This is a genomic window from Dyadobacter ginsengisoli DSM 21015 (assembly GCF_059568735.1).
In genome coordinates this window covers 286,747-308,150 of record NZ_JCANTY010000008.1, presented here as the reverse complement: position 1 = coordinate 308,150, position 21,404 = coordinate 286,747, and the positions used below count along the sequence as shown (strand labels likewise).

The 21,404-nt window shown below is 48.9% G+C and carries 21 protein-coding genes; 17 read left to right on the top strand and 4 right to left on the bottom strand.

What is annotated here, in order from left to right; translation table 11 throughout:
- Window positions 1-4: 4 nt before the first annotated feature.
- The 6 genes from BP71_RS28930 (at window position 5) to BP71_RS28905 (ending at window position 7,789) form a co-directional block, all read left to right on the top strand.
- On the top strand, window positions 5-1,369 hold the full coding sequence (locus BP71_RS28930; protein ID WP_496385081.1) for an FAD-dependent oxidoreductase: 1,365 nt from the start codon (window positions 5-7) through the stop codon (window positions 1,367-1,369).
- Window positions 1,370-1,380: 11 nt separating this feature from the next.
- A complete protein-coding gene (locus BP71_RS28925) occupies window positions 1,381-2,523 on the top strand; it encodes a hypothetical protein (RefSeq protein WP_496385080.1) in 1,143 nt (380 codons plus the stop codon).
- Window positions 2,524-3,015: 492 nt separating this feature from the next.
- Complete coding sequence (locus tag BP71_RS28920; RefSeq protein ID WP_496385079.1) at window positions 3,016-5,769, top strand: hypothetical protein; 2,754 nt, start codon at window positions 3,016-3,018, stop codon at window positions 5,767-5,769.
- 27 nt (window positions 5,770-5,796) lie between these two features.
- Entirely contained in the window at window positions 5,797-6,633 is an 837-nt protein-coding gene (locus BP71_RS28915) for a hypothetical protein (RefSeq protein ID WP_496385078.1), read from the top strand.
- Entirely contained in the window at window positions 6,630-7,319 is a 690-nt protein-coding gene (locus tag BP71_RS28910; RefSeq protein ID WP_496385077.1) for a response regulator, read from the top strand. The genes BP71_RS28915 and BP71_RS28910 overlap by 4 nt, the downstream gene beginning before the upstream one ends.
- 20 nt (window positions 7,320-7,339) lie before the next feature.
- A complete protein-coding gene (locus BP71_RS28905) occupies window positions 7,340-7,789 on the top strand; it encodes a hypothetical protein (protein WP_496385076.1) in 450 nt (149 codons plus the stop codon).
- A 103-nt stretch (window positions 7,790-7,892) separates the two neighbouring features.
- Here BP71_RS28905 and BP71_RS28900 read toward each other — a convergent pair whose 3' ends face one another.
- Window positions 7,893-8,273, bottom strand: coding sequence for a SnoaL-like domain-containing protein (locus BP71_RS28900; RefSeq protein ID WP_496385075.1), 381 nt, complete (start codon window positions 8,271-8,273; stop codon window positions 7,893-7,895).
- A 683-nt stretch (window positions 8,274-8,956) separates the two neighbouring features.
- Between BP71_RS28900 and BP71_RS28895 the strand changes: the two genes are divergently transcribed.
- From BP71_RS28895 to BP71_RS28885, 3 genes are read left to right on the top strand one after another with little or no spacing between them, the layout of a single operon-like run.
- On the top strand, window positions 8,957-9,754 hold the full coding sequence (locus BP71_RS28895; RefSeq protein WP_496385074.1) for a glycosyltransferase family 2 protein: 798 nt from the start codon (window positions 8,957-8,959) through the stop codon (window positions 9,752-9,754).
- Window positions 9,738-10,586, top strand: coding sequence for a glycosyltransferase family 2 protein (locus tag BP71_RS28890; RefSeq protein ID WP_496385073.1), 849 nt, complete (start codon window positions 9,738-9,740; stop codon window positions 10,584-10,586). Before BP71_RS28895 ends, BP71_RS28890 begins: the two co-directional genes overlap by 17 nt.
- A 5-nt stretch (window positions 10,587-10,591) precedes the next feature.
- Entirely contained in the window at window positions 10,592-11,299 is a 708-nt protein-coding gene (locus BP71_RS28885; RefSeq protein ID WP_496385072.1) for a glycosyltransferase family 2 protein, read from the top strand.
- On the opposite strand, the gene BP71_RS28880 is transcribed toward BP71_RS28885, so the two are convergent.
- From BP71_RS28880 to BP71_RS28870, 3 genes are read right to left on the bottom strand one after another with little or no spacing between them, the layout of a single operon-like run.
- Window positions 11,296-12,168, bottom strand: coding sequence for a glycosyltransferase family 2 protein (locus BP71_RS28880; protein ID WP_496385071.1), 873 nt, complete (start codon window positions 12,166-12,168; stop codon window positions 11,296-11,298). The genes BP71_RS28885 and BP71_RS28880 overlap by 4 nt on opposite strands.
- Window positions 12,169-12,184: 16 nt before the next feature.
- On the bottom strand, window positions 12,185-12,580 hold the full coding sequence (locus tag BP71_RS28875; RefSeq protein ID WP_496385070.1) for a sugar 3,4-ketoisomerase: 396 nt from the start codon (window positions 12,578-12,580) through the stop codon (window positions 12,185-12,187).
- An 8-nt stretch (window positions 12,581-12,588) separates the two neighbouring features.
- The gene (locus BP71_RS28870) at window positions 12,589-13,584 is read right to left on the bottom strand and encodes a glycosyl transferase (protein ID WP_496385069.1); all 996 of its coding nucleotides are present in this window, start codon (window positions 13,582-13,584) and stop codon (window positions 12,589-12,591) included.
- A 98-nt stretch (window positions 13,585-13,682) separates the two neighbouring features.
- Here BP71_RS28870 and BP71_RS28865 point away from each other — a divergent pair, with 98 nt between their 5' ends.
- The 8 genes from BP71_RS28865 to BP71_RS28830 all read left to right on the top strand — a co-directional run bounded on the left by BP71_RS28865 (window position 13,683) and on the right by BP71_RS28830 (window position 21,220).
- Window positions 13,683-14,471 carry a methyltransferase, TIGR04325 family gene (locus BP71_RS28865; RefSeq protein WP_496385068.1) on the top strand — a complete coding sequence of 263 codons (789 nt, stop codon included), beginning with the start codon at window positions 13,683-13,685 and terminating at the stop codon, window positions 14,469-14,471.
- A gap of 364 nt (window positions 14,472-14,835) precedes the next feature.
- Window positions 14,836-15,717 (top strand): hypothetical protein, encoded by an 882-nt coding sequence (locus BP71_RS28860; RefSeq protein WP_496385067.1) that lies wholly within the window; start codon window positions 14,836-14,838, stop codon window positions 15,715-15,717.
- Between the two features lie 22 nt (window positions 15,718-15,739).
- Window positions 15,740-18,337 (top strand): sigma-54-dependent Fis family transcriptional regulator, encoded by a 2,598-nt coding sequence (locus tag BP71_RS28855; RefSeq protein ID WP_496385065.1) that lies wholly within the window; start codon window positions 15,740-15,742, stop codon window positions 18,335-18,337.
- A gap of 168 nt (window positions 18,338-18,505) precedes the next feature.
- A complete protein-coding gene (locus tag BP71_RS28850) occupies window positions 18,506-19,258 on the top strand; it encodes an SDR family oxidoreductase (RefSeq protein WP_496385064.1) in 753 nt (250 codons plus the stop codon).
- Window positions 19,259-19,458: 200 nt separating this feature from the next.
- Complete coding sequence (locus tag BP71_RS28845; protein ID WP_496385063.1) at window positions 19,459-19,632, top strand: hypothetical protein; 174 nt, start codon at window positions 19,459-19,461, stop codon at window positions 19,630-19,632.
- Window positions 19,633-19,703: 71 nt separating this feature from the next.
- Window positions 19,704-20,582 carry a pirin family protein gene (locus tag BP71_RS28840; RefSeq protein ID WP_496385062.1) on the top strand — a complete coding sequence of 293 codons (879 nt, stop codon included), beginning with the start codon at window positions 19,704-19,706 and terminating at the stop codon, window positions 20,580-20,582.
- Window positions 20,583-20,595: 13 nt separating this feature from the next.
- Window positions 20,596-20,823 (top strand): hypothetical protein, encoded by a 228-nt coding sequence (locus BP71_RS28835; protein WP_496385060.1) that lies wholly within the window; start codon window positions 20,596-20,598, stop codon window positions 20,821-20,823.
- Window positions 20,824-20,875: 52 nt separating this feature from the next.
- Window positions 20,876-21,220, top strand: coding sequence for a YciI family protein (locus BP71_RS28830; RefSeq protein WP_496385059.1), 345 nt, complete (start codon window positions 20,876-20,878; stop codon window positions 21,218-21,220).
- Window positions 21,221-21,404 lie beyond the last annotated feature (184 nt).

Genomic DNA, 21,404 nt, shown 5'->3' with positions numbered 1-21,404 from the left:
AATAATGAAGAGAAGATCAGTATTGGCCTCCATCGGGGCAATCTCGCTGGGCATTGGCTCCACAGAAGGAGCCCGGGCCGAGATAGTACAGGAACCATATCTATTAAAAAAGCAAAGCCTGAAAACCGACATTGTCGTGGTCGGCGGCGGCACCGCAGGCGTGATCGCCGCCATACAGGCTGGACGGGCCGGCAGGAAAGTGATACTCATTGAAAACGGCAGTCAGCTGGGCGGCACCACCACCACGGGCGGCGTCGCTTTCCCCGGTATCTTTTTCGCCTGGGGCAAGCAGGTCATTGGCGGGATTGGCTGGGAGCTGGTACAGCAGGCCGTCGCGCTCAACGACGACACCCTCCCCGATTTCTCGGTCCCGCACGGCCGCAACCATCCGCGCCACCAGGTGAGGCTGAACGGCCAGCTATATGCGATGCTGATCGAGGAAAAATGCCTGGAAGCGGGCGTGCAGCTCCGGTTTTATGAAACCCCGGCCCGTGTCGTTCCAAAGGCTGGCGGCTGGATTGTCGAAACGGTCGGCAAGGGTACCGAGACAGAAATTACGTGCAAGCAACTCATCGATTGCACCGGGAACGCCTATGCCGCACATCTGGCCGGCTACAAGCTGCTACGGGAAGCCCAGACCCAGCCGGGGACACTGATGTTCCAGATCGGGGGATATGACTTCAAGTCACTGGATCTCAAAATGATCCGCGACAAGTATCAGGAAGCGATCAGCAACGGACAGCTTGTTAAAACCGATTTCAGGAACAATATCGTGGGCCTTCTGAAAAGCCAGGGAGACAATATCCAGCATATTCTCGGTGCCGATTCGACTACCTCCGAAACGCATTCTGTTGCCAATATCAAGGGCCGCACCGCGCTCCTGAACACCCTGCGTTTCCTAAGGACTCTTCCCGGTCTGGAAAAAACAAAGCTGATCGATATGCAAAATGAGACGGCCGTCCGGGAAACGTACCGGATCGACGGGCTTTACAAGATCACCCATGAGGATTATGTCACCGGCAAGCTATTCGACGACGCCGTTTCCTATTCCTATTACCCCATTGATGTTCATGACGAAAACGGTGTCGTGCCCGATCACCTCAAGGAAGGTGTTGTACCTACCGTCCCACTGAGGGCGCTGATCCCCAGGAACAGCAAAAATTTCATGGTCGCAGGCAGGAGCGTCAGCAGCGACCGGCTGGCTAATTCGGCGTTGCGCGTGCAGGCCTCGTGCATGGGTATGGGGCAGGCGGCAGGAGCGGCCGCGGCGCTCGCGTGTCAGCTCAACAAAACCCCTTCCGAACTGCCATTCAAAGAGCTCAGGCAGCTCATTTCCGAAAACGGCGGCATTGTTCCGGGTATTAGTTGAAGAGTAAAGTAATGAGAATATACCGCATGACCGTTTTGTTGTTATTACTTGCGTCGGTTGCTTCGGGCTTTGGCCCGGGGCAGCCGATCCGCTATTTCCTGTCCGCCACCCTCCCGTACGAGCCTGTGAAGACCGGGGCATTTGCATTTGATTTCAAGGACGAATTGCCGGACGATACCCTCTTTCAAAGCCTTTCGCGAGAGGGCTACCCCGTGTCTTACCACAGAAAGCTGCGGGCAAGCGTCTGTTTTGATGACCAATGCCGCGCTCTCGACGTCAATATTTACTGGAACATCACCGGCCGCTATCTGGGCATCGAGCTGCCATCCGGAGAGTACCTGAGCAAAACGGACCATGACCCATTCACTGCCGACGACTACCGGCGGCTAAACGGGCTTTTGGCCGATCCGCAATCACCGCTGGGGAGAATGTCCTACGAAGAGCTGGTTGCCAAACCGCCACTTTCTGCAAAAGGTGTGGATGCTGTCACCTCGGCCACCGCCAAAAGCGTGTTGGAATACATCGTGAAGGGAGCCGCATTTACCACCTACAAAATGTGGCACTTCATTTATGGTACGACGAAAGACCGCGTCACCGAGCTGACCATTCAGTCGCTATCACCTGAACTGATCCTGCATATCCTTCAAAGCCCGGACCCGGCCGACAAGCTGTGGGCCCTCAATCACATCAATGGCTATGTAAGTCTTTCTCCCCCGCTCCGGGATAGGTTATTGAAACTCCTCGATGGCGGTAATTACAGTTTATCAGAAAGGGCGCTCAATGCGATCCCTATAACCGACCTTCGTTCGGAAGCGATGCAACTTGCTATGGCTCAGCGAATCGGCAACGGAGATTACAGTAAAAGCAAATTGCTGATCGGCAAACTGAAACAGGTGCCTGTCCTGCATTCAGCCGCCAGGGATGCGCTCACGCGTACGCTACCACAGCTCAACGGAGCGCTGATCGGAGACGTGCTGGCTTTATACCAACAATTGAAGGTCACCGATCCCGAAACATGCCGTCAGGTGGCCAGATTGCTTCAAAACGAGAATAAATTCATTTCCAGAAAAGCCCTCTCCTTTCTCAAAGGCGCCCGTATCGATGATGAATCCATCCGGGTGAAAATAGCCCGGTACGAGGCGCAAGCCGATTGAATCCTGTTGTTTAAAACGCTTCCGTCGCGCAAACCCGGTCCGAAGCATCCTTCGCCAAATGCTTTCCGACAGTAGCGCACCACAAATGTGCCTGAGTTTCTACATGAAACAACAGTAAAAAATACAAAACCTATTGTTTATGAATTAAATACTCGCCGGAAAACATCGGCGGGTATCCGCTTTTATAACCCACCCATATTTATTCAATTATAATACGATAGGTGCATTGCCTGCTAACCAGTAAAAGGATAGCAGCATTGAAAGCCGTTAAACCCGAATCCAGTAATAACATATGTATCATGAGCAAAACGCAGTCCCCGACCTGTCGGAGATCAAGCGGGAAATGAAAAGGGATTTCCATCAGGGTGGTTTTCTCTTAAAAAATCCACATTTCGAAGTGGGTAGACAATTGCACATCAAGCAATTCTATTATGCAAAGAAATATTTGTTCAGATAGCCAATCATATTGCCAAAAAAATAAAGGCGCTGCATGTGCCAATACAACAACTCTCCATAGTCGGGTCCGGCGATTTCTTTGCATTCACATTAAAGGCTACAACCGACATACTCAACATTGAGCTTGAAGAAAGCGAACAGTGCAATTATGTAATTGTCGATAACCCATCCAGCGAATTGTCATTCCTTTACCGGCCGGAGCTCAAAAAAAATATTCTGATCATACTACCGCTTTCGTGCACATTCGCGACGGCATTTGAAATTTTCGAATTTATCCGGAAATCGAGGGCCACAGCTGAAATAAATATCATCCCTCATATCATTTCCGTCTTCCTGGCAGCCGACCGGCATCTTCCATTGTTTCACCCGGAGATCAAAGAACGGAATATCGATTTTACTTCTGAGGATCTTAAATTTGGCGAAAGCCGATTGGCAGAACTCTCTAAACTCTATCAAAGTTTTGGCTGGCTGCGGATCAGCGACGGCGTCATCGAACTTTCGCCCAAAGACACCAGCAAGCCCTTCATGGGCCATTACCTGGTCAGTCTCGAGTCCGACCTCTATCTGGCGGAAAACTGCCCGCTCTGCTTTCCACCCAAAAAACTAGGCAGTTCGGAGGTACTTTTCCCAACCCGAATCAACAGGGACACCCCCAATCTGATCTTCGGGCTTCCGAGATTCAAGAATGAATTGGGTGAAATATTTACCCAGGATTTTAATAAGGTATTCAAAAATGAGCAGAAATCCGGTCACTTATATGGGCATTTAAGCCATGATTTCAATAGCTACCGGCATTTTATTGAAACCGATACATTCTATAAAAACAACAAGGATGAGATCCTGACTTTCTTTTCGACTCAGCTTCGCGAACGTTATCTGAACGATGACATCGAAGCGGAAAAAATACTCATCATTACACCTTCGAATGGTGCGTCGTCAAGATTTCTGGAAGATTTTTGCGCATTACCGATATTCAGGGGCAAAGTAATTACCGTCAAAGCAGTTAATCCCCATATTGAATTCATAGAGAACTTTCTGTACGACAATGTACATTCCATAGAGAACTACAACCGCGTATTTTTTTTCGACTACGTTATATCCCGTGGTAAAACATTCAAGCTGATCAGCGATTATCTTAAAGCGAGCCACCCTTTTGAAGAAGGGTTCGATGCATTATTTACATTTATTGACAGAACCACGACTTTTTCAAAAAGGGAGATTCTACGGAAATTGTATTCGTCATCCAACAAAGACTCGAAGTGCTTTATTGCTTTTTCAAAAATCAATGTCCCGGTCGTCGATGCGGAATACAGCGGCAATCCGATTAATGAAATAAACAATATCCTGATCAACATGTCCAGGGAATGTCATTTCGACTTCCTGAAAGTTGACATTAAAAAGAAGCTCTTTGATGGGCGCGCGATGTCCCTCGAACGTCTCAGGGTTGCCAATCACGATTATGGCCCGGACAAGCAAAGCAGATATCTTCAAAAGCTACGTGTCACCCACGAAATAAGTGCATGGTTCTTCTCATTCCAAAGAGAAAATTTCACAATTGACGACCTGCATCAACTCATTTCATTCGTGATTGAAAATTCCAGCAAGTATTACAAGGGCCCGGTAAGTGATACCAGCGAGATCATCATCAAAACCTTATCGCAGTCACCGTTCAAATTTTACAAGGATGTATATTTTGCTGTTTCAAAGTTTGTAGAAACACACATCATTGAAATGATGCAAGACATAGCAGCCAGTGGCTACAACGATATAAAACTCACCAAATTTAATTTCTACATCAAGCGCTCGGTCGAGCTGAATTCCAATTTATTGATATCCGCTGAATTTATTCTGTGCTTGAAAAAAATATTTGAGAACTTCAAAATAAACTATGTTTCCTTTAATACTTTCATTCGTTATTACAAAGAACTAATATTAAACAGTCCCGAACGAGCGATCAAACTGGAAGAACTGCTAAACAGCAAAGAGTTATTACCCAAGGCGATCAGCAATAGTTCTCAATCAATATCGGCAACATTTGCCGACAAGTTTTACCAGTTCGGACGAATTTTAAAATCCGAAAACTCCAACATTCTCAGCGAGAGAAAAGAAGATTTTAAAGCAATACCCGATTCCTTTTTTGTTGAAAGGAATCTTGACGATTTTATTGCCCGGCGTTACTTTCACGATGCAGCTTCGCGTGCGAACATAAGCGTTAAGAATTTACAGGATTTTCTAAAAAAATCCAAAGAAAACGTGGAAAAGCAAGAGCTCACGAAAAAAATCCCTCTGGCAGTTGCTAATTCGGTGACGCACATGCTCAAAACGGTCCGGCTCATAAAACAAAAAACACTGCTCTCCGTCAATTTTGATCAGGATATTCTTGAAATTCTAAAAAGTGCCTGCAAGATAGTGTCCGATGGCGAATTGAATTTTTCTTTTTGCATTGAATTTCGCGACTACGATAACTTTGCAACCGATGAATTTGCAAAAAACATTGCTCCGAACGTCTATTCCATTAAATCCTCTGCTGATTATGACCCGCTGAGCGGCGTGAGGACCAAGGGCCTGGCTTACAATTTACTAAAGGGAATTCACGACCAAAACCAGGACAATCTGCAAACGTTTCTGGCCATCGCAAAAGGTCAGAACGGGATCTACGAATCCTTTTCCAATAATTATCGTGTGGGTCAGGGCGCGAAAGAAAACCCCAACGGGCACAGCGAGCTATATATTAATGAGGCTGTTCGTGAGGACATTCACGCATCCGGCTTGGTTAATGCCAATTCCTAGCTCTTATTGTATTTACGCCTCGCTGAGGTGGATATGAACGACGATCGGCTATCCCGTGGTCATGCCGTGCTGATCATCTCCATGGATAAACCTGCCAATACAACCAATCTGATTGATTTTATCAATATCGAAAGGCTCAGAAATCTGCTCCTGGTTAAAGATGAGCTATTGCAATATTTGATGTCGCAATTTGAAAATGGAGCATTTATTGGTCTGCTCGAAGGTAAACGTGAACTTCAGGCAAAAAATGCCATGGAGCACATGGTAGGCAAATATTTCGATGCCCTGGATTATATTGTTGACCAACCAGACAAGAGTGATGATAAGCGCACTATTAAGGATGATGATAGGCTCATTATCAAGTTCATTCACAAAACCATATCCAGACACATCCGATCGGTCAGTCGGCTGAGTATCAGCGACAATAGTGAAAGCTTTGCGGATGCAAAGGAAAAGTCCTCGTACAATTCGCATGATTTAAGTAGCCTGTTTTCAAGGATCGCATCTATTCCACACCTGGCCCGTCGCATTCTTATCAATCCCAGGCTTGATTTGAACGCAAATCAATTTGAATTACCGGTGGTTATTTTCGAACAGGTGATACCGGAAATCATGATTAACATGCGGAAATACTCCCTCTCGGTTCCAGCGCATGATCGCATTTTTCAAATTTACCTCCACAGTAATACGCTGTCTTTTACCAACCGGTATGATCCCGAAATATCTCAGGATCCGGTATTCATTAAGGGCAATGGCGGGAAAGATATGTGTAATTATTTATTGCGTAGTTGCGGCATGAAACCATTGAAACAGTCCTTCGATCAACTCTCAAATTTATATACTATCTCAATAATCCTCCAATGAAAAATAAGATATTGATTTTTGAAGACGATGAAACGTATTTTGAAATAATCTACAATGAGCTGGCTAAATATGATGTCGATATTTTCCCCGCTCCCGGAGATGCATTTGATAGGTTTTCAGATTCAATGGTATATTATGCCAGCAAACCTAATGAAAAGAATTTCAATGTAATCAAAGATTATGTGCTGGAATTCAATCCGAATATTGTAATACTAGATATTTGCTTTGACGAAAACCGATCGACTGACCAGTCGGGTATGACTGTTAAAAACAATCTGCTCGACGTAGAATTCCCGGATGCAGTTGTCTATTATTACAGCAAGAGGATCAAGAATTTCGTAGACGAAAATTTACAAATACATAAATCGGCCCATTTGCGGGCAGATGTCAAACTTAAAATTGCAGATGTCTTTGGTTTGAATTTGATCACCTCAAAACAATCAACGCCGTCAGAGCAGCAAGTACTTGTGACGACCACAGGAGAAGACGACCCGGGTGCGCCCCCCACCCTCTTGCATAGCAATGGCACAAATGGCAGCGGAGGTTTCGGAAAAACTGCCCGAAAGAGCAAAACAACCGGCCAGGTCCGCCAGCTGCTAAGCGGAAGCGGATCGGATTCCCGGAAAGCCTCACCAGGTGGGCGGAATTTGAACGTTTCAAACTTAGCAGCTGGTTTACCGAAGTAACCGACAAAATTATCGTCTACATGTTCTACATTCTGATAGTTATTTCCTTCGCCCTGGGTGGTTTCCGCCTCATTTACAGCTACATTGAATACTACGACGACCTGATACATGTAGCGGAATATGCCTTTACCGCATTCCTGCCGTTACTGATTATTGTGAGTCTCTTTGCGCTCTACAAGCATTCGCTTCGCGGATACATACTGGACGACCCGCTCGCACCAAAAGACATTGAGGAAGGGAGTAAATTGATGATGTTTTCTAAAAAGCTATTCATCTCCAGTCTCGCATCCTTTCTCTTTCTAAAGATGATAGAACACATAGATTCCTATTCCGACTACAAAAGCTTTACTGAACGAGAGGCAGGCTATATCCTCGTTTTCCTGGTAAGACTAGGCAGTTACTTTGCCGGGATTTTTACGCTGGTAGGCTACTATATCTACCTTAACATGTCCCACGGCCATAAAAAATAGATTCGCGGGTCCGATACCGCCGCGCCTGAGCACCATAGGACGCCCGCTGTCAGTTACATGTCGGCGGAACGTTCCCCCAGCTTTCGGTCTGATCCGCGCCGGATCAATAAAAGAACTGCTCCACCACAATTTTGCCGTCCCTCACCTCATAAAGCATGATTTCTTTAATTTGAATTCTTCCATGCGGGGCCACGGTAAGGTCCATTTCCCTACCCACGGCAATATGGTTGCCGGTCACCAGCGGTGCAGTGGTGCTTGCACCGTGGAATTGCTCGATCCGGGCAACAAAATCCATTCCTTTTTGACGCACGGCCGATTTCCCCTCTGCATACCCCATATACGGCGAATCAACCGGGTCTATGCTCCTGACATCGTCGGCAAATAATTCATCATGGATCTCGAACCATTTTTCCTGCTGGGCAAGTTCGTGAAATCGGGCAGCCACCTCCTCGACGGTGAGCGCTTGTTTGTTTGATGTCGACATTTTTCTGTTGGATGTAAGTTTCAGATCATGCAAATATAGAATGCGGAAACCGGACGGAAGGGGTGCCCAATAGCCTTTCTCGGGGGGCTATTTGGACAACATTTTCCCACAATCTCTTCCTTACACATATCAGCCGGTTCCGTGGCGGAGTTGGCAGGCATTGTTGTAACCGGTTGATACCACAACGTAACTTTCAATGCATCGGGAACATCCTTTTCCCCGAATTAAGATCGCGGGGAAAGGATGTTCAAGAAATTAAAAAAAAATTAGAAATCGCCTTATTGTAATTCTCATACTTTTTAGATCTTTATGCTGTCTCAGACTTTCAAGACAATTAATCCCTAACAAATAACAGACCATGTCCCCTATCAATACTTCACCTCTCAATCCATTACCGCCAGTCCGATCACGGAACCGGCAAACGTATACCGATCTAAGTAACCGGGCGTTTCTGAATTAACCTCATTGCTCAGTTTGAAGTTATTGTGCCCGTGGGAGCACCCTGAGGGAGCAAATGCAATTTTAACCGACAGAATATCGATCGGTTACAACCATGGTACATCCATGTGTGTCACGTGTTTGCTATACCTCCCTGCAAGATCAGGTAATATCACGGGCTTCCAGGCTTAGCACTGCCGTAGATGCGGCAACAAGGTATTTATGGAAAATAATTCGCATTATCAATGGATTCTGCTCCGGCAACCACGCTCGTCATAGCTACCTATAATTGGGCGGAAGCGCTGCAATGCAACCTGTTAAGTGTTTCAAAGCAACGGATTTTACCAACGGAAGTAATTATTGCCGATGACGGATCCGATGGAAGGACACAAGCGATGGTCAGCACAATGCGGGAGAAATTCCCTGTTCCATTGGTCCATGTCTGGCAGGAAGATTTGGGATTCAGAAAAAGCCGGATTCTCAACATGGCGGTCGAACGGAGCTCCGGAGCGTACCTGATACAGGTAGACGGGGACGTTTTGCTGCATCCTTCGTTTGTAGCAGACCATCTTGCCGCAGCGGAACGGGGAGCATTCGTACGGGGAAGCCGTGCGCGACTCACCGCCGGGAAAACGGAGCAGCTGCTTGAAAACCCGGATACGGATGTACGCTACTACTCAACCGGCGTCTACAACAGGCTCAATGCCATTCGCTTACCTGTATTCCGTTCGCTGGGGCGGCGCAAGGAAATGAAAAGCACCAACGTACGTGGCAGCAACCTTGCCTTCTGGAGGGATGATTTTCTCCGGGTCAATGGTTACAACAACGACCTGAACGGGTGGGGTCATGAGGACGAGGAGCTGGCAGCAAGGTTTATTAATAACAATATCGTTAAAAAAATAGTGAAGCTAAGCGCGGTACAGTATCATCTGCATCATCAGGAATTACCAAGATCCAATGAGCCACTTCATCGCCAGATAATTCAAGACACGTTGGTAACAAAAGTTAAAAGATGCCTTAATGGATATGAAAATCTTCTCTAGAAGCTCGCTGATCGTTTCCACTTACAACTGGCCGGAAGCGCTGCGGCTTTGCCTGCTCAGCATTAAAGAGCAGTCGGTACTACCTGATGAAGTGATTATCGCCGACGACGGCTCGACGGAAACAACCGCTGAGATCATCGATGCCATGCGGCCGACATTTCCGGTTCGCATTGTGCATATCTGGCACCGGGATGAAGGGTTTCAGCTTTCCAAAATCCGCAACAAGGCGATTGCAGCAAGCTCCTTCGAATATATCATCCAGATCGACGGCGACCTGGTATTACATAAGCACTTTGTGAAAGACCATCTCGCGTTGAGTAAGCCGGGCACATTTGTTGCCGGAAGCAGGGTACTTATGAACCAGATGCTGTCGGAAAAATTGCTGCGTTTACAGAAACCCGGTATTCATCCTTTCAAATCGGGCCTGGGTAATTTTTGTAACAGATTTAGCATCAATTGGTTAAGCAAATATATGGCCGACCGCTACAAACCACAGGACATCTTTGCGTTGCGCGGATGCAATATGGCTTTCTGGAAAGAAGACCTAATCCGGGTCAACGGTTATAACGAGGTTTTTCACGCGTGGGGACGCGAGGATAATGAAATCGCGGTACGCCTGCTCAATGCCGGCCTGAAAAAACGGGCCATTAAATTCGGCGGGGTCGTTTTCCATATCCATCACCGGGAAGTGGACCGGAGCGGGTGCCTGGAAAATGAAGAATACCTTTCGGATGCACTCCGGCACAAATCGGTTTATTGCAGCGAAGGTCTTCATCAATACATGGGCGCGCTTATTCAGGTTCAACACGCTGAAAATGAAGTTGCTGTTTAGCCGGTATGGGCAGTAATCACCTGATTTCAATCATCCTGGTCACCCGTAATGCCGAAAAATTCTTACAGAGATGTCTCGACAGCATTTATGCCCAGGCATATCCTTTGATCGAGATCATTGTCATCGACGGCGCCAGCACAGACCGTACCCTGGCTATTTTGGAGGAAAATTCAGCCAGGCTGGCTTTTTGGAAAAGTGAAAATGACAACGGGATTTATGATGCCATGAACAAAGCCCTCGACCATGTGCGGGGGCAATGGGTTTATTTCATCGGGGCTGATGATACTCTGACACCGGCGTTTTCCCTGCTTGCAAGAGAATTACAGGACCCGCATTCGGTCTACTATGGAAGCGTGTTGAAATCAGGCAGAAAATATCTGGGCGAGCTTTCACCCTACAAACAAGCCAAGACCGGCATCAACCACCAGGCCATCGTCTACCCCGCCAAACTGTTTTCTTCATACCGGTACGATACGAGCTATCCGATCTCCGCCGACCATGTATTCAATATGCAGTGCAATAGTAACAGGCACTATCGCTTTGTGTTCAGGGATTTCGACATTGCTGTCTTCAATGACACCGGCATTTCCTCCGTTCAAAAAGATCTTTTTTTTGAAAAACACAAAAGCAAGCTGATTTTAGAACATTTCGGGTTTATTATCTACCTGCGGTTTCAATTCAAAAAGTTTAAAGAACGTATTTCCGGCCGTTAGTTTCGCTCGCTGAGTACAATTCCTTTGTCCCGATCGAAAACAATCTTCGGTGGCAGATCCAGCAATCGCGCCAGCACACGGTCGCGCCACTTCCTCTTGGGAACCAACCTTACCAGACCGATCAGCAGCCGAAGGAATGGCATTCCGGGTAGCCTTCCGTTCTCCTTCTCATCCCGCACCAGTAATGCCGCGACCTGCGCCAGATATTGCCCTCTTTGCTCGAAGCTCTTCTGGTTTTCTTTTCTAAACCGAAAACCGCCCAGCATAAAAGACGTGGTATAGAGTTGCTCATGCCTGAAAAACCGAAGCCAAAGTTCAAAATCCGCTGCCAGCGAATGACTTTGATCGATAAAACCACCAGCCCGCTCCCACAGGTCACGCCGCCAGAAAACCGACTCCTGCTGTATAAACCTTCCGTTGAACAAATGCATACGCGAAAGGGACCAGCGCTGACCGTAGGGCAAATCGTCGTAAAGGAACGGGTGGCCCGACTCGTCAAAAAAAGTATTGGTACCCATTAACCAATTCACCTGGGGAAATCGCTCAAAAATCTCAGCAACTCTGAACAGGCTCTTTGCATGGTACATGTCATCCGCATTGATCCAGGCCATAATCTCTCCGGTGGATAGCGCAAAGCCTTTTTGTACCGCATCATACAATCCCGCGTCCTTTTCGCTTCGCCAATGCGCCAGCTGTTTCTCGTACTTCCGGATAATGCCGACCGATTCATCAACACTGCCACCATCGATGATGATATATTCCAGATTGGGGTATCCCTGCCCAAGGACCGACAGGATCGTGTCTTCCAGGTATTTTCCCTGATTAAACGAAGGGGTTACAATGGTGATTCTCGGCAGGATCGCGGACATAGCCAATAAAGGAGGTTCAATATAACGGATGTGTCAATGCGGCCCGGCATGGGTACGGCTCATAAATGTAGTCCTCCGGATCAAAAGGCTCCGAAGCGAGCACCATCAGTATGGACTCTTCGGCAAAATCGTGCATCTGGTGCCAGTCTTCCGGAGCCAGCAAGAGGCACTGATCAGCGGCATTCAGCACAAACTCCTGTTCGTCGGAACCGTTGTGGTTAACAATCCTGCAACTTCCTTTCAGACATATCACCGCCTGGATCGTCTTTTGATGTCTGTGCCCTCCGCGCGCCGAGCTGTCGACGCCGTAAATGTAGAAAATGCGCTTAATTTCAAATGGGATGACGCGTTCGATGACGGTCAGGTTTCCTCGCGTATCTGAAAATGTTTTCAGGTTAATCAACTGCGCCAAGTGTTCTGTCAGATTAGAGTGAGTGCTTTCTTTTTCGCATAATTCTTATACCGGCCGCTGAGCCCGAATTGTATCCGGCGGGACAAACTGACCCGTATCCATTTCAGCGCCATTGGAGTTTCATGATAAGTGGCCTCCTTATCGACGGCCTGGATCTGTACTTCGGCCGCAACAAGGGCTTTTGTATAGGCCGAATACACATGCCGGATCACATCTTTTCGCAGTTTATATTGCTCTGCCGTCAACCGGAAACTCTGGTCGACGCAGTACCGGAAGTCATGAAAATGATAGAAGACCAGCGGAACCTTCCCGGATTGCGCATTTTTTATAAAAAACTGCCCCGATGCGTTACTGAATTCGTAATCCTTAGAATTCCACGGTGCGAGTCCGCCACCGGCATGTTTCAGAACGTGGATACCCTCAAACCGGCTGGTCCAGTCGTCGAGGTACTTCTGGTCCCCGAACTTCCCGTCTTCGAAACGGTTAAAACACCATTCCAGACAAGCCTTTCTCCACCAATCGAGCACTTTCAGCCCGGTCTCGGTATTTCTGAATGTGATGAACTGTACACAATACACGCCGCTTAATTCAGACTGATCATACTCAGGGCTATAACGGTGTTCCGTAATCAGCACCGCATTTGCTCCTATTTCATTGGTCAACACCACCGGATCCGCAAAGAACAACAAGTCCGCATCCACGTAAGTACAATGGTCCAGCGAATAAGTATGCATGCAATGCCAGATCGTAAAGGAGGTACACGTCCAGCAATACTCCCCGCCTGTACGGTCTCCTTTTACTGAAAGCAGTTCCGGCGTTTCAAACTCGCTCAACGGAATGATGGTGGCATTCGACAGGTTCAACCGACGAAGCACGTCGTAGCAGGCGTCGTCGAATGCGAATATATACAAATGAAAATCAACACTTTGACTTAAAAGAGAATGGTACATGGCCAGGCCACGCGAAAGATAGAACGAGTTGAACAGCGTACAAAAATTCTGCATGGAACAGGCTACACGTAAGAAGAGGGCACACTTTGCCCCAAATATCAGCGAATATAATTTATAAGGCGCTAAATTGCGCTGTACTCTAACGCATATGTATGTCGTTTTTTAGGCCTAAGAAAAAGAAAAATCCTTACGGTTGGTTTGGTGATTACGAAAGTTGGGAGGCATTGGCTTCCGTCTCCGGCGGTTATGAAGCCGGAACCATATTAGATGTTACAAAAGAGTCGCTGCTGAAAGTAAAAAACGGCGAAGCGGTGTATGAACGCGACTCGGTGCTGTTCGATAAAAAAGTATATCCCTACTCTATCATCTCGGCGCTGCTCTATACGGCCATTGAATGCGGCAACCGGTTGAATGTCCTGGATTTTGGCGGATCGCTGGGCAGCACTTATTACCAGGTCAAAGATCTGATTCCGGCCTCCGTCCAACTCCGTTGGAGCGTGATAGAACAAGAGAACTATGTTAAATGCGGCCAGGAGCTGTTTCAGGACGAAACCCTTCAGTTTCATTTCAATGTCGAGGAAAGCATGTCACGCCAAAAAGCTGACCTGCTGCTGTTGTCCAGCGTCGTCCAGTATCTCGAAAAACCACACGATTTCCTGAGAGAGATCATGGGCTATGATTTTAAATACATCCTCGTCGACAGAACGGCATTCATCAAAGACGACCGCCCCGACCGGCTCACCCTGCAGGTAGTGCCGCCGCAGATCTACGAGGCGCAATATCCTTCTTGGTTCCTGAATGAAACTAAATTCCTGCAACATTTTCAGCAATACGAAATCAGAATGGAATTTGCCTCTTTCGTTGAGGGAGAACAGGAAATAGAGATCGACCATGTTAAAATGGGGTATGACAAAGGTTTCTTTCTGGTCCGAAACCCATGACGTTCAGCGGGGCCATGGAAGCCCTGCTGAGCCCGGCCTGTAATACTTCGTCCTCCATGACGATCCCGGGGCGCTTGTAACAGGCATGCGCAGGGGATTGCATTTGCCTTCACTGAATTCCGACTTGACGAGTAGCTGAACAAGGTCAATTGACCTTCATTTTGCCCACGTCTGGGCTACGTCGCTGCAGAAGTTCACTGTATCTCGCGCAGCAGGGCGATAACTAACGAAATATCGTAGTTATCCAACATTTAAGACCAGAATAATCACCTGATTATCAGACAATGGACATTTGGCATACGAATTGAATGCCTCAGACTACCAACGTCTCTTTTCTTAAATTCTGATCTATCCAAACATCCCAATGAATCGTCAATATCAGCCGATCGATGCTACGCGCTCGATGCTATTCTCGGCCTGGCAAGCGATTACAACGTTCGACGACGCCGACTTTGTCCCTAAGATCCCTGCTGGCAGCACTGCTCGGCTTCTGCAAAGCATAGGCATCCGCGTCCTTCCCTCGACTCCCAAATCTGGTGTGGATACGCCATTTGCAATACCAGAAATTTCACGGTGGCGCGACATCACCGGACAGGTCGGCGTAGAGCAACTCCGGAATACATTCTCCGGCATCCGGGTAATCCCTTTTTCTGACTGGGCGAATGTTCATCAGGCAGCCGATCTTTGGTACGGGCTGCTTGCAGATGTGATCAGGCCGCTGGCCCGAACAGACTGGGAATTTATTTTTTATCTCGGAGACCCGTTAAACCGCCATTTCTTCGACGTCGACGAGATCCTGGACGTAATAGGGAGCTTCACCCGGAACGGCCAGGTAACCCTCGCGCTGGATGAACAGGAAGCTTCGGGCGTCTGGTCGATCCTGTTCGGAGCAAAGCCGGTAACAGGGTTCGACTTCGGGCATCCCGACGCCAGGGCAAGGTACCGGGCTATTTATCAAACTCTGGATGTAGCGCGAATGATCGTCTACACGCGGGAGCGGGCATTCATGATCTTGCCGGACACCCACTTTGAAATCGAGAGGCCATCGGTTCCGGATACCGGGCCAGGCCGGGACGAGCGGGGTGAATTCATCGCAGGTTATGCGGCAGGCCTCGAAGCAGGTCTGGAACCTCCGCTTTGCCTGGTGCTCGGCATCGCCATGACGGGAGCGGGATCGGCAGGCAATGGAAGGCCAACCCCGTCGGAGATCCTGGGTTTCCTGACGCGCTGGATGGACAGCATTTAATGACCTGATACAATCTGACGATATGAAGGAATTTCTGGAAAAACAACGCAAAATACTACTGGATCTAAGCGATGACATTACTCAAATCCGCGAAAAGAACGACCTGATCACCTTGTTTTCATCCCGGATCAGGAGCCTGTTTTACTTCAAGCATACGATCGTAACGCTCATCGACAAGAGTCATGAATCCTATCGGCCTTTTCTCCTCGATCCTGCCTCATCCCCTATCACAAAAAGCCCCGAATATGATGGTCTGGTAGATTCCGACTTCCCTCTCCACGAGCCTTTTATCCAGGCCGTTCTGGCTGCGGGGAAACCCACCTGGTTCAAAATGGAAGACATCATGGATGCGCCCGAAAGCCCCCAATTTCTCCGGGTCAATTACGACGGCGGCATACGGGAGATCCTGATGACACCCCTGAAAAGCAAGATGGAAACAATCGGGTTCCTGCATATGTATACCGACCGGCCCGGGAGCTTTACGGAAGAATTCAAAAGCATCATCGAAGGTATTGCCCCGCAGATTTCCAGCGCGGTGACCAACATTATTAAAAACGAGCAGATACTCGAAAAGGAATGGATCAATGAAATACTGCTCGAATGCAGCATCGGCCTGGCCGGTGTGCGTTCGCGCGAAGAGCTCGCCGAAGCGGTCCGGTCGTCGCTCCTCAAATTCAATCTCGTACGCGGTTTCGGCATCAGGAAGATCAATGCCGACCGGGAAACCATGACCACCTACGTACATCACCCCGGCATCAACAATGCCGATAACGGCGATATGGACGACCTGACCCGGACGCAATTCCCTATTCATGACGGACTTCAGAACCGCGTACTGGACAGTTCCATCCCACTTCAGTTCAACGTCGATGCCGAGATCAGGCGCGGTGTAGGCAGCCGGTACCTTTTGGTCTGGAAAAATATGGGCCTAAAAACCATGGTCGGTATTGCCCTGCGGAACGGAGATGTAACTCTGGGGATACTTTGGCTGGGGATCGAACAAGCTAATCTCCCGCTCTTACAGGCAATGGGTTCCCAGATTTCGATTGCCATGTCCAATGTCCTCGCTATTGAAGGGATTACCGAGCGGGAGCGCGAAAAGGCATTTCTCCTTGAATTCAGTAACGATGTAGCCCGTGTCCGAACCAGGGAAGACCTAAAAAATGCCGTTTTTAAGGTTCTGACGCGGGTGCTGAATGTCAAACTTGCCATGATAGGCCTGATCGGGGACGACGGCTTCACCTTGACGCCGTTCATGTTCGACAGGCCCCTGTTCGACAATGCCTCCGAACGCCTCAACTCGCTCCTCGGAACTTCAACCAGCATCCATGAGCCACTGACGGCCAGGGTGCTGGCCTCGGAAGACTATGTGCTTTTCAATGTAAGGGAGGAATTGGAAAATGCACCGGACAACGCTTTTGTGCAGCTTTGGGCTCAAACAGGCTTCCAATATATGTTCGCTGCGCCCCTCCGCGGGGGCCAGTCCGAGCTGGGGGCGCTCTGGCTGCTGGCCAACGAGGTACAGCACGAACTACTCCGTGGCATTTGCTCTCAGATTTCGACGGCAATCGCCAACATCAGGGCCAATGAGAAGATCCTGGCCTATAAAAGAATGCTCGAACTTGAAAACAGCCAGTTAAAGGAACAAATCAAAAAGAACTACAACTTCAATGAAATCGTAGGCAGCGGCCCCGAAATGCAGCAGGTTTATGAACTGATGAATATGGTTTCTCCGTCGGGCTCCACCGTTATGATTACCGGCGAAACCGGCACCGGTAAGGAGCTGATAGCCCGGGCCATTCATAATGCTTCTCCAAGGAAGGATAGGGTGATGATCAAGGTCAATTGCGCTGCCCTGCCCGCCAACCTGATCGAAAGCGAACTCTTCGGTCATGAAAAAGGGGCGTTCACCGGAGCCGTGGAACGCCGCATCGGCAAATTCGAACTAGCAGACAACAGCACTTTATTCCTCGATGAAGTCGGTGAAATGCCACTGGAAGCCCAGGTGAAGTTGCTGCGCGTATTACAGGAGAAGGAACTGGAAAGGATCGGAGGCAAAACGACGATCAAAGTGAATGTACGCATCATTGCCGCCACAAACCGTAACCTGGAAGAAGAGGTCAGCGCAGGCCGGTTCCGCTCCGATCTGTTCTATCGGCTCAACGTATTTCCTATCCATCTCCCACCATTGCGCGACAGGCGTGACGACATCGTTCCGCTCGCCCATTTGTTTCTCGACAGATACAGCAAGGCCACCGGCAGAAAAATCAAAAGTATCTCACCAAAGGTTCTCCACGAACTGACAAGCTACCCATGGCCTGGTAACGTCCGGGAACTCGAACACCTTATGGAACGAAGCGTCCTGCTTTCGACCGAACCGACTATTCGGGAAGTATACCTGCCAGTAAAAAGGGCCGGCTTGCAAGCCCGGCAGCCCGGGGGAATGACCGGTACACTCGAAGACGTTGAGCGGATGCATATCATCGAAACCCTCAAACGATGCAGAGGAAAATTGGCCGGACGGGGCGGAGCTGCCGCATACCTGGGAATGCCAGCAACTACCTTACATTCGAAAATCAAAAAACTCGGTATCCTTAAGCGCCAGTATTTAAGCGACTGAGTCGCCGAACCTATCGCGCGATATTTAAAGCCAGCAGGTGTAATAACCGAAATATCGCGTAGTTTTTAACAATCATATTTTTGTAAGTATTTGACTATCAATTAATTAATAGTTTGGCACGCAGATTGATTCTATACATATGTTTTCAAACCAAAATCTTTAACACTTATGAAAATCGTAGTCATCGGCGGAAGCGGTCTGATCGGATCCAAAGTCGTCGGAAATCTTAGCAATCTGGGGCATGAAGTCATTGCCGCCTCGCCCGCTACGGGCATAAACACCATTACCGGGGAGGGCTTAACCGAAGCGCTTCAAGGCGCTCAGGTAGTGATAGCCGTCGCCAATTCGCCATCATTTGAGGATCAGGCCGTACTTGAATTCTTCGAGACTTCGGGCCGTAACCTGCTTGCAGCCGAAAAAGAGGCCGGTGTCGAACATCACATTGCACTATCGGTTGTGGGCACTCAACTTCTTTCAGAAAGTGGCTATTTCAGAGGAAAGATCGCTCAGGAGAAACTGATCCGTGAGTCGGGTGTCCCCTACACCATTGTCCACTCCACGCAATTCTTTGAATTTCTGGGTGGTATTGCTCAATCGGCTACGCAGGGTCAGATCATCCGGTTGTCTGCCGCCTTTGTCCAACCTATTTCGTCCGACGATGTAGCGGCAGCATTAACTGAGGTGGCTATGGACGAACCTCACGGCGGCACGATCGAAATCGCAGGGCCGGAGCGTTTCAGGCTTGCGGAACTGGTACAAAAGTACCTCAATCTGAAAGGTGACACCCGTTCCGTAGTCACCGACAGCCAGGCCCGCTATTTCGGCGCGCTCTTGTCAGACGTCCTACTGTTACCCGCGGGCGATGCCAGGATCGGCAGCACCCGTTTTGCAGACTGGTATCAGCTGGTCGCCCACGTATAAACTATACAGTTAGCGGTCCTTTGGAACGAAGATGACGGGTGTCAGCTTGTGGAGGAGGCTGTAAGGGGCGTGCACTTTCCACCCGTTCGTGCACGGGACAACCCACGCCGGCGCGGTGTCCCCGCGAAATACCGGTCAGCTACACCACAAGGCTAAAGGATTTTTCAAATCAATTTTCTAAACCAAAAAACAACATCGCTATGAACCTTTTTTTGAACCTAATGCACAACGACGGCATCAGCAACGACCCTCATCATCAAACCGATGAGCCAGCCCCGGAAAGGCATCCGCACCATGAGGACCACACTTTTGAGGGAAGTGAATTTCTGGATGATGCGCTCCGGATGACCGATCAACCACTTCAGGACGAATAAAACATGTGGTTTCATGAACCCCAGGAGGCGCACAGCCAAAATCAATTAACGTAGTTACTTTCAATCAAGTCATGAAGCATTTAGAAGTATCCAGGGTATATCAAACGGTTCGCTCGGGGGATCGGCAATTTTCCGCCAGGAAAGTCCGCCCGATCCATTTTGACGGGCTGTTGGACCCGTTGATCGGCTTCGATCATTTCGAGCTGACAACCGATGTATTCGGCCCGCATCCACACGCAGGCATGTCGGCAGTCAGCTATCTTTTCGAAGACTCCGCCCATTACCATAATCTTGACTCTGCCGGAACAGATGTAGTGATCACACCGGGGAGCCTGATGTGGACCTGGGCGGGACGGGGCATCGTACATACTGAGTTTCCGGAGCCGGAAGGCGAACGTGTACATGGCTTGCAAGTTTTTGTCAATGCAGCCGCACGCCGGAAACAGCAATTGCCGGAGGCCCTATTCATCGATAGCCGGGATATACCTACAGTACAAATGCAAGGCGTCACGGTACGAGTGGTTACCGGCAACACGGAGGCAGCAAGCAACGCGGTTCAAACACCCGACCCATTGCTATTTCTCGATGTATTGATCGAAAAAGGCCACTCGTTCCGGCACGAGCTGTCAGTCGGCTGGACCGCGACGGTGTATGTTATTTCGGGCGGGACTGTGTTTTCCGCCAACGGCAAATCCCGGGATCTGGCCCTGGGCCAGGTTCTGGCGGCGGGCCGCTCCGACAGGCAGGAAACACTTCAATTCACGACCCAAGTGGGCGCCCGCATAATCCTGTTGAGCGGCAAACCCCTCGATGAACCGATCTTCTCTGCCGGTGCCATGGCGATGGGCTCAGAGGAGGAGCTGGGAAAAGCAATCTCGGACTTCGAGGAGGGACGGATGGGCTTCATCCGGATCGAGGGCAATATCAGAACCATCATTTCACCTATTTAAAACTCCTTCAACCATGTTACAATACAACGTAAAGGTTCTGCCCGGCGACAGCTCGGGGACCGTCATCAGTATGCTCCACGACCTTGCTCAGAGACATCTCATAGAACTCAGCCCGGTGTCCAACGCGACGACGCTCAGCGACGAGCAGGTACTGGAAATCATCGAAGAAGCAGACCTCACCGCACACTATTCGCTTGAAGAAGCCAAAGACATCCTGCATTTGGGAAGCAGGACGTATTAAATCCAGTTAATTTTTTTTCAACTATCTAAAATCTAAAACAATGAATGACTTCATGTTAGCAATTCACCGCGACATTACCAGCGCTGATCCGGTCCCGACGCCGGACCAAATGCAAGCCGCGCTTAAACCCTACCAGGAATGGATCGCGAGTATCGGCGCAAAAGGCAGACTGGTCGCCCCTCCCAAAAGATGGGACGTTGGCGGACGTGTGATCAAAAAAGGTAACGTAGTAAGCAAAGGCCCGTATGCCGAAGTAAAAGAGTCGATCGGCGGGCTGTTCCTGATACAAGCCGAGGATTACGATGAGGCCGTTGAGATTGCGAGGGGTTGCCCAATCATTGAATTCGGCGCGACCGTTGAAGTCCGCATGGCGATAGTTCCGCCGGCAGGTAAGTAGCTGAGACAGATTGCATCAAAATCCATTGCCCCCAAGAAGTTAAACACTATTCGGGGGCAGTGGATTTCTGATTGAGTGCTCCGGCGAGCCTGTTTTCTCCCAAATACAGAAGTATGGAATGATCCTTTTCGGGCAGGTCGATCCGTTTTTACAATGCCCCTCCGGAAGCAGACAATACATATTC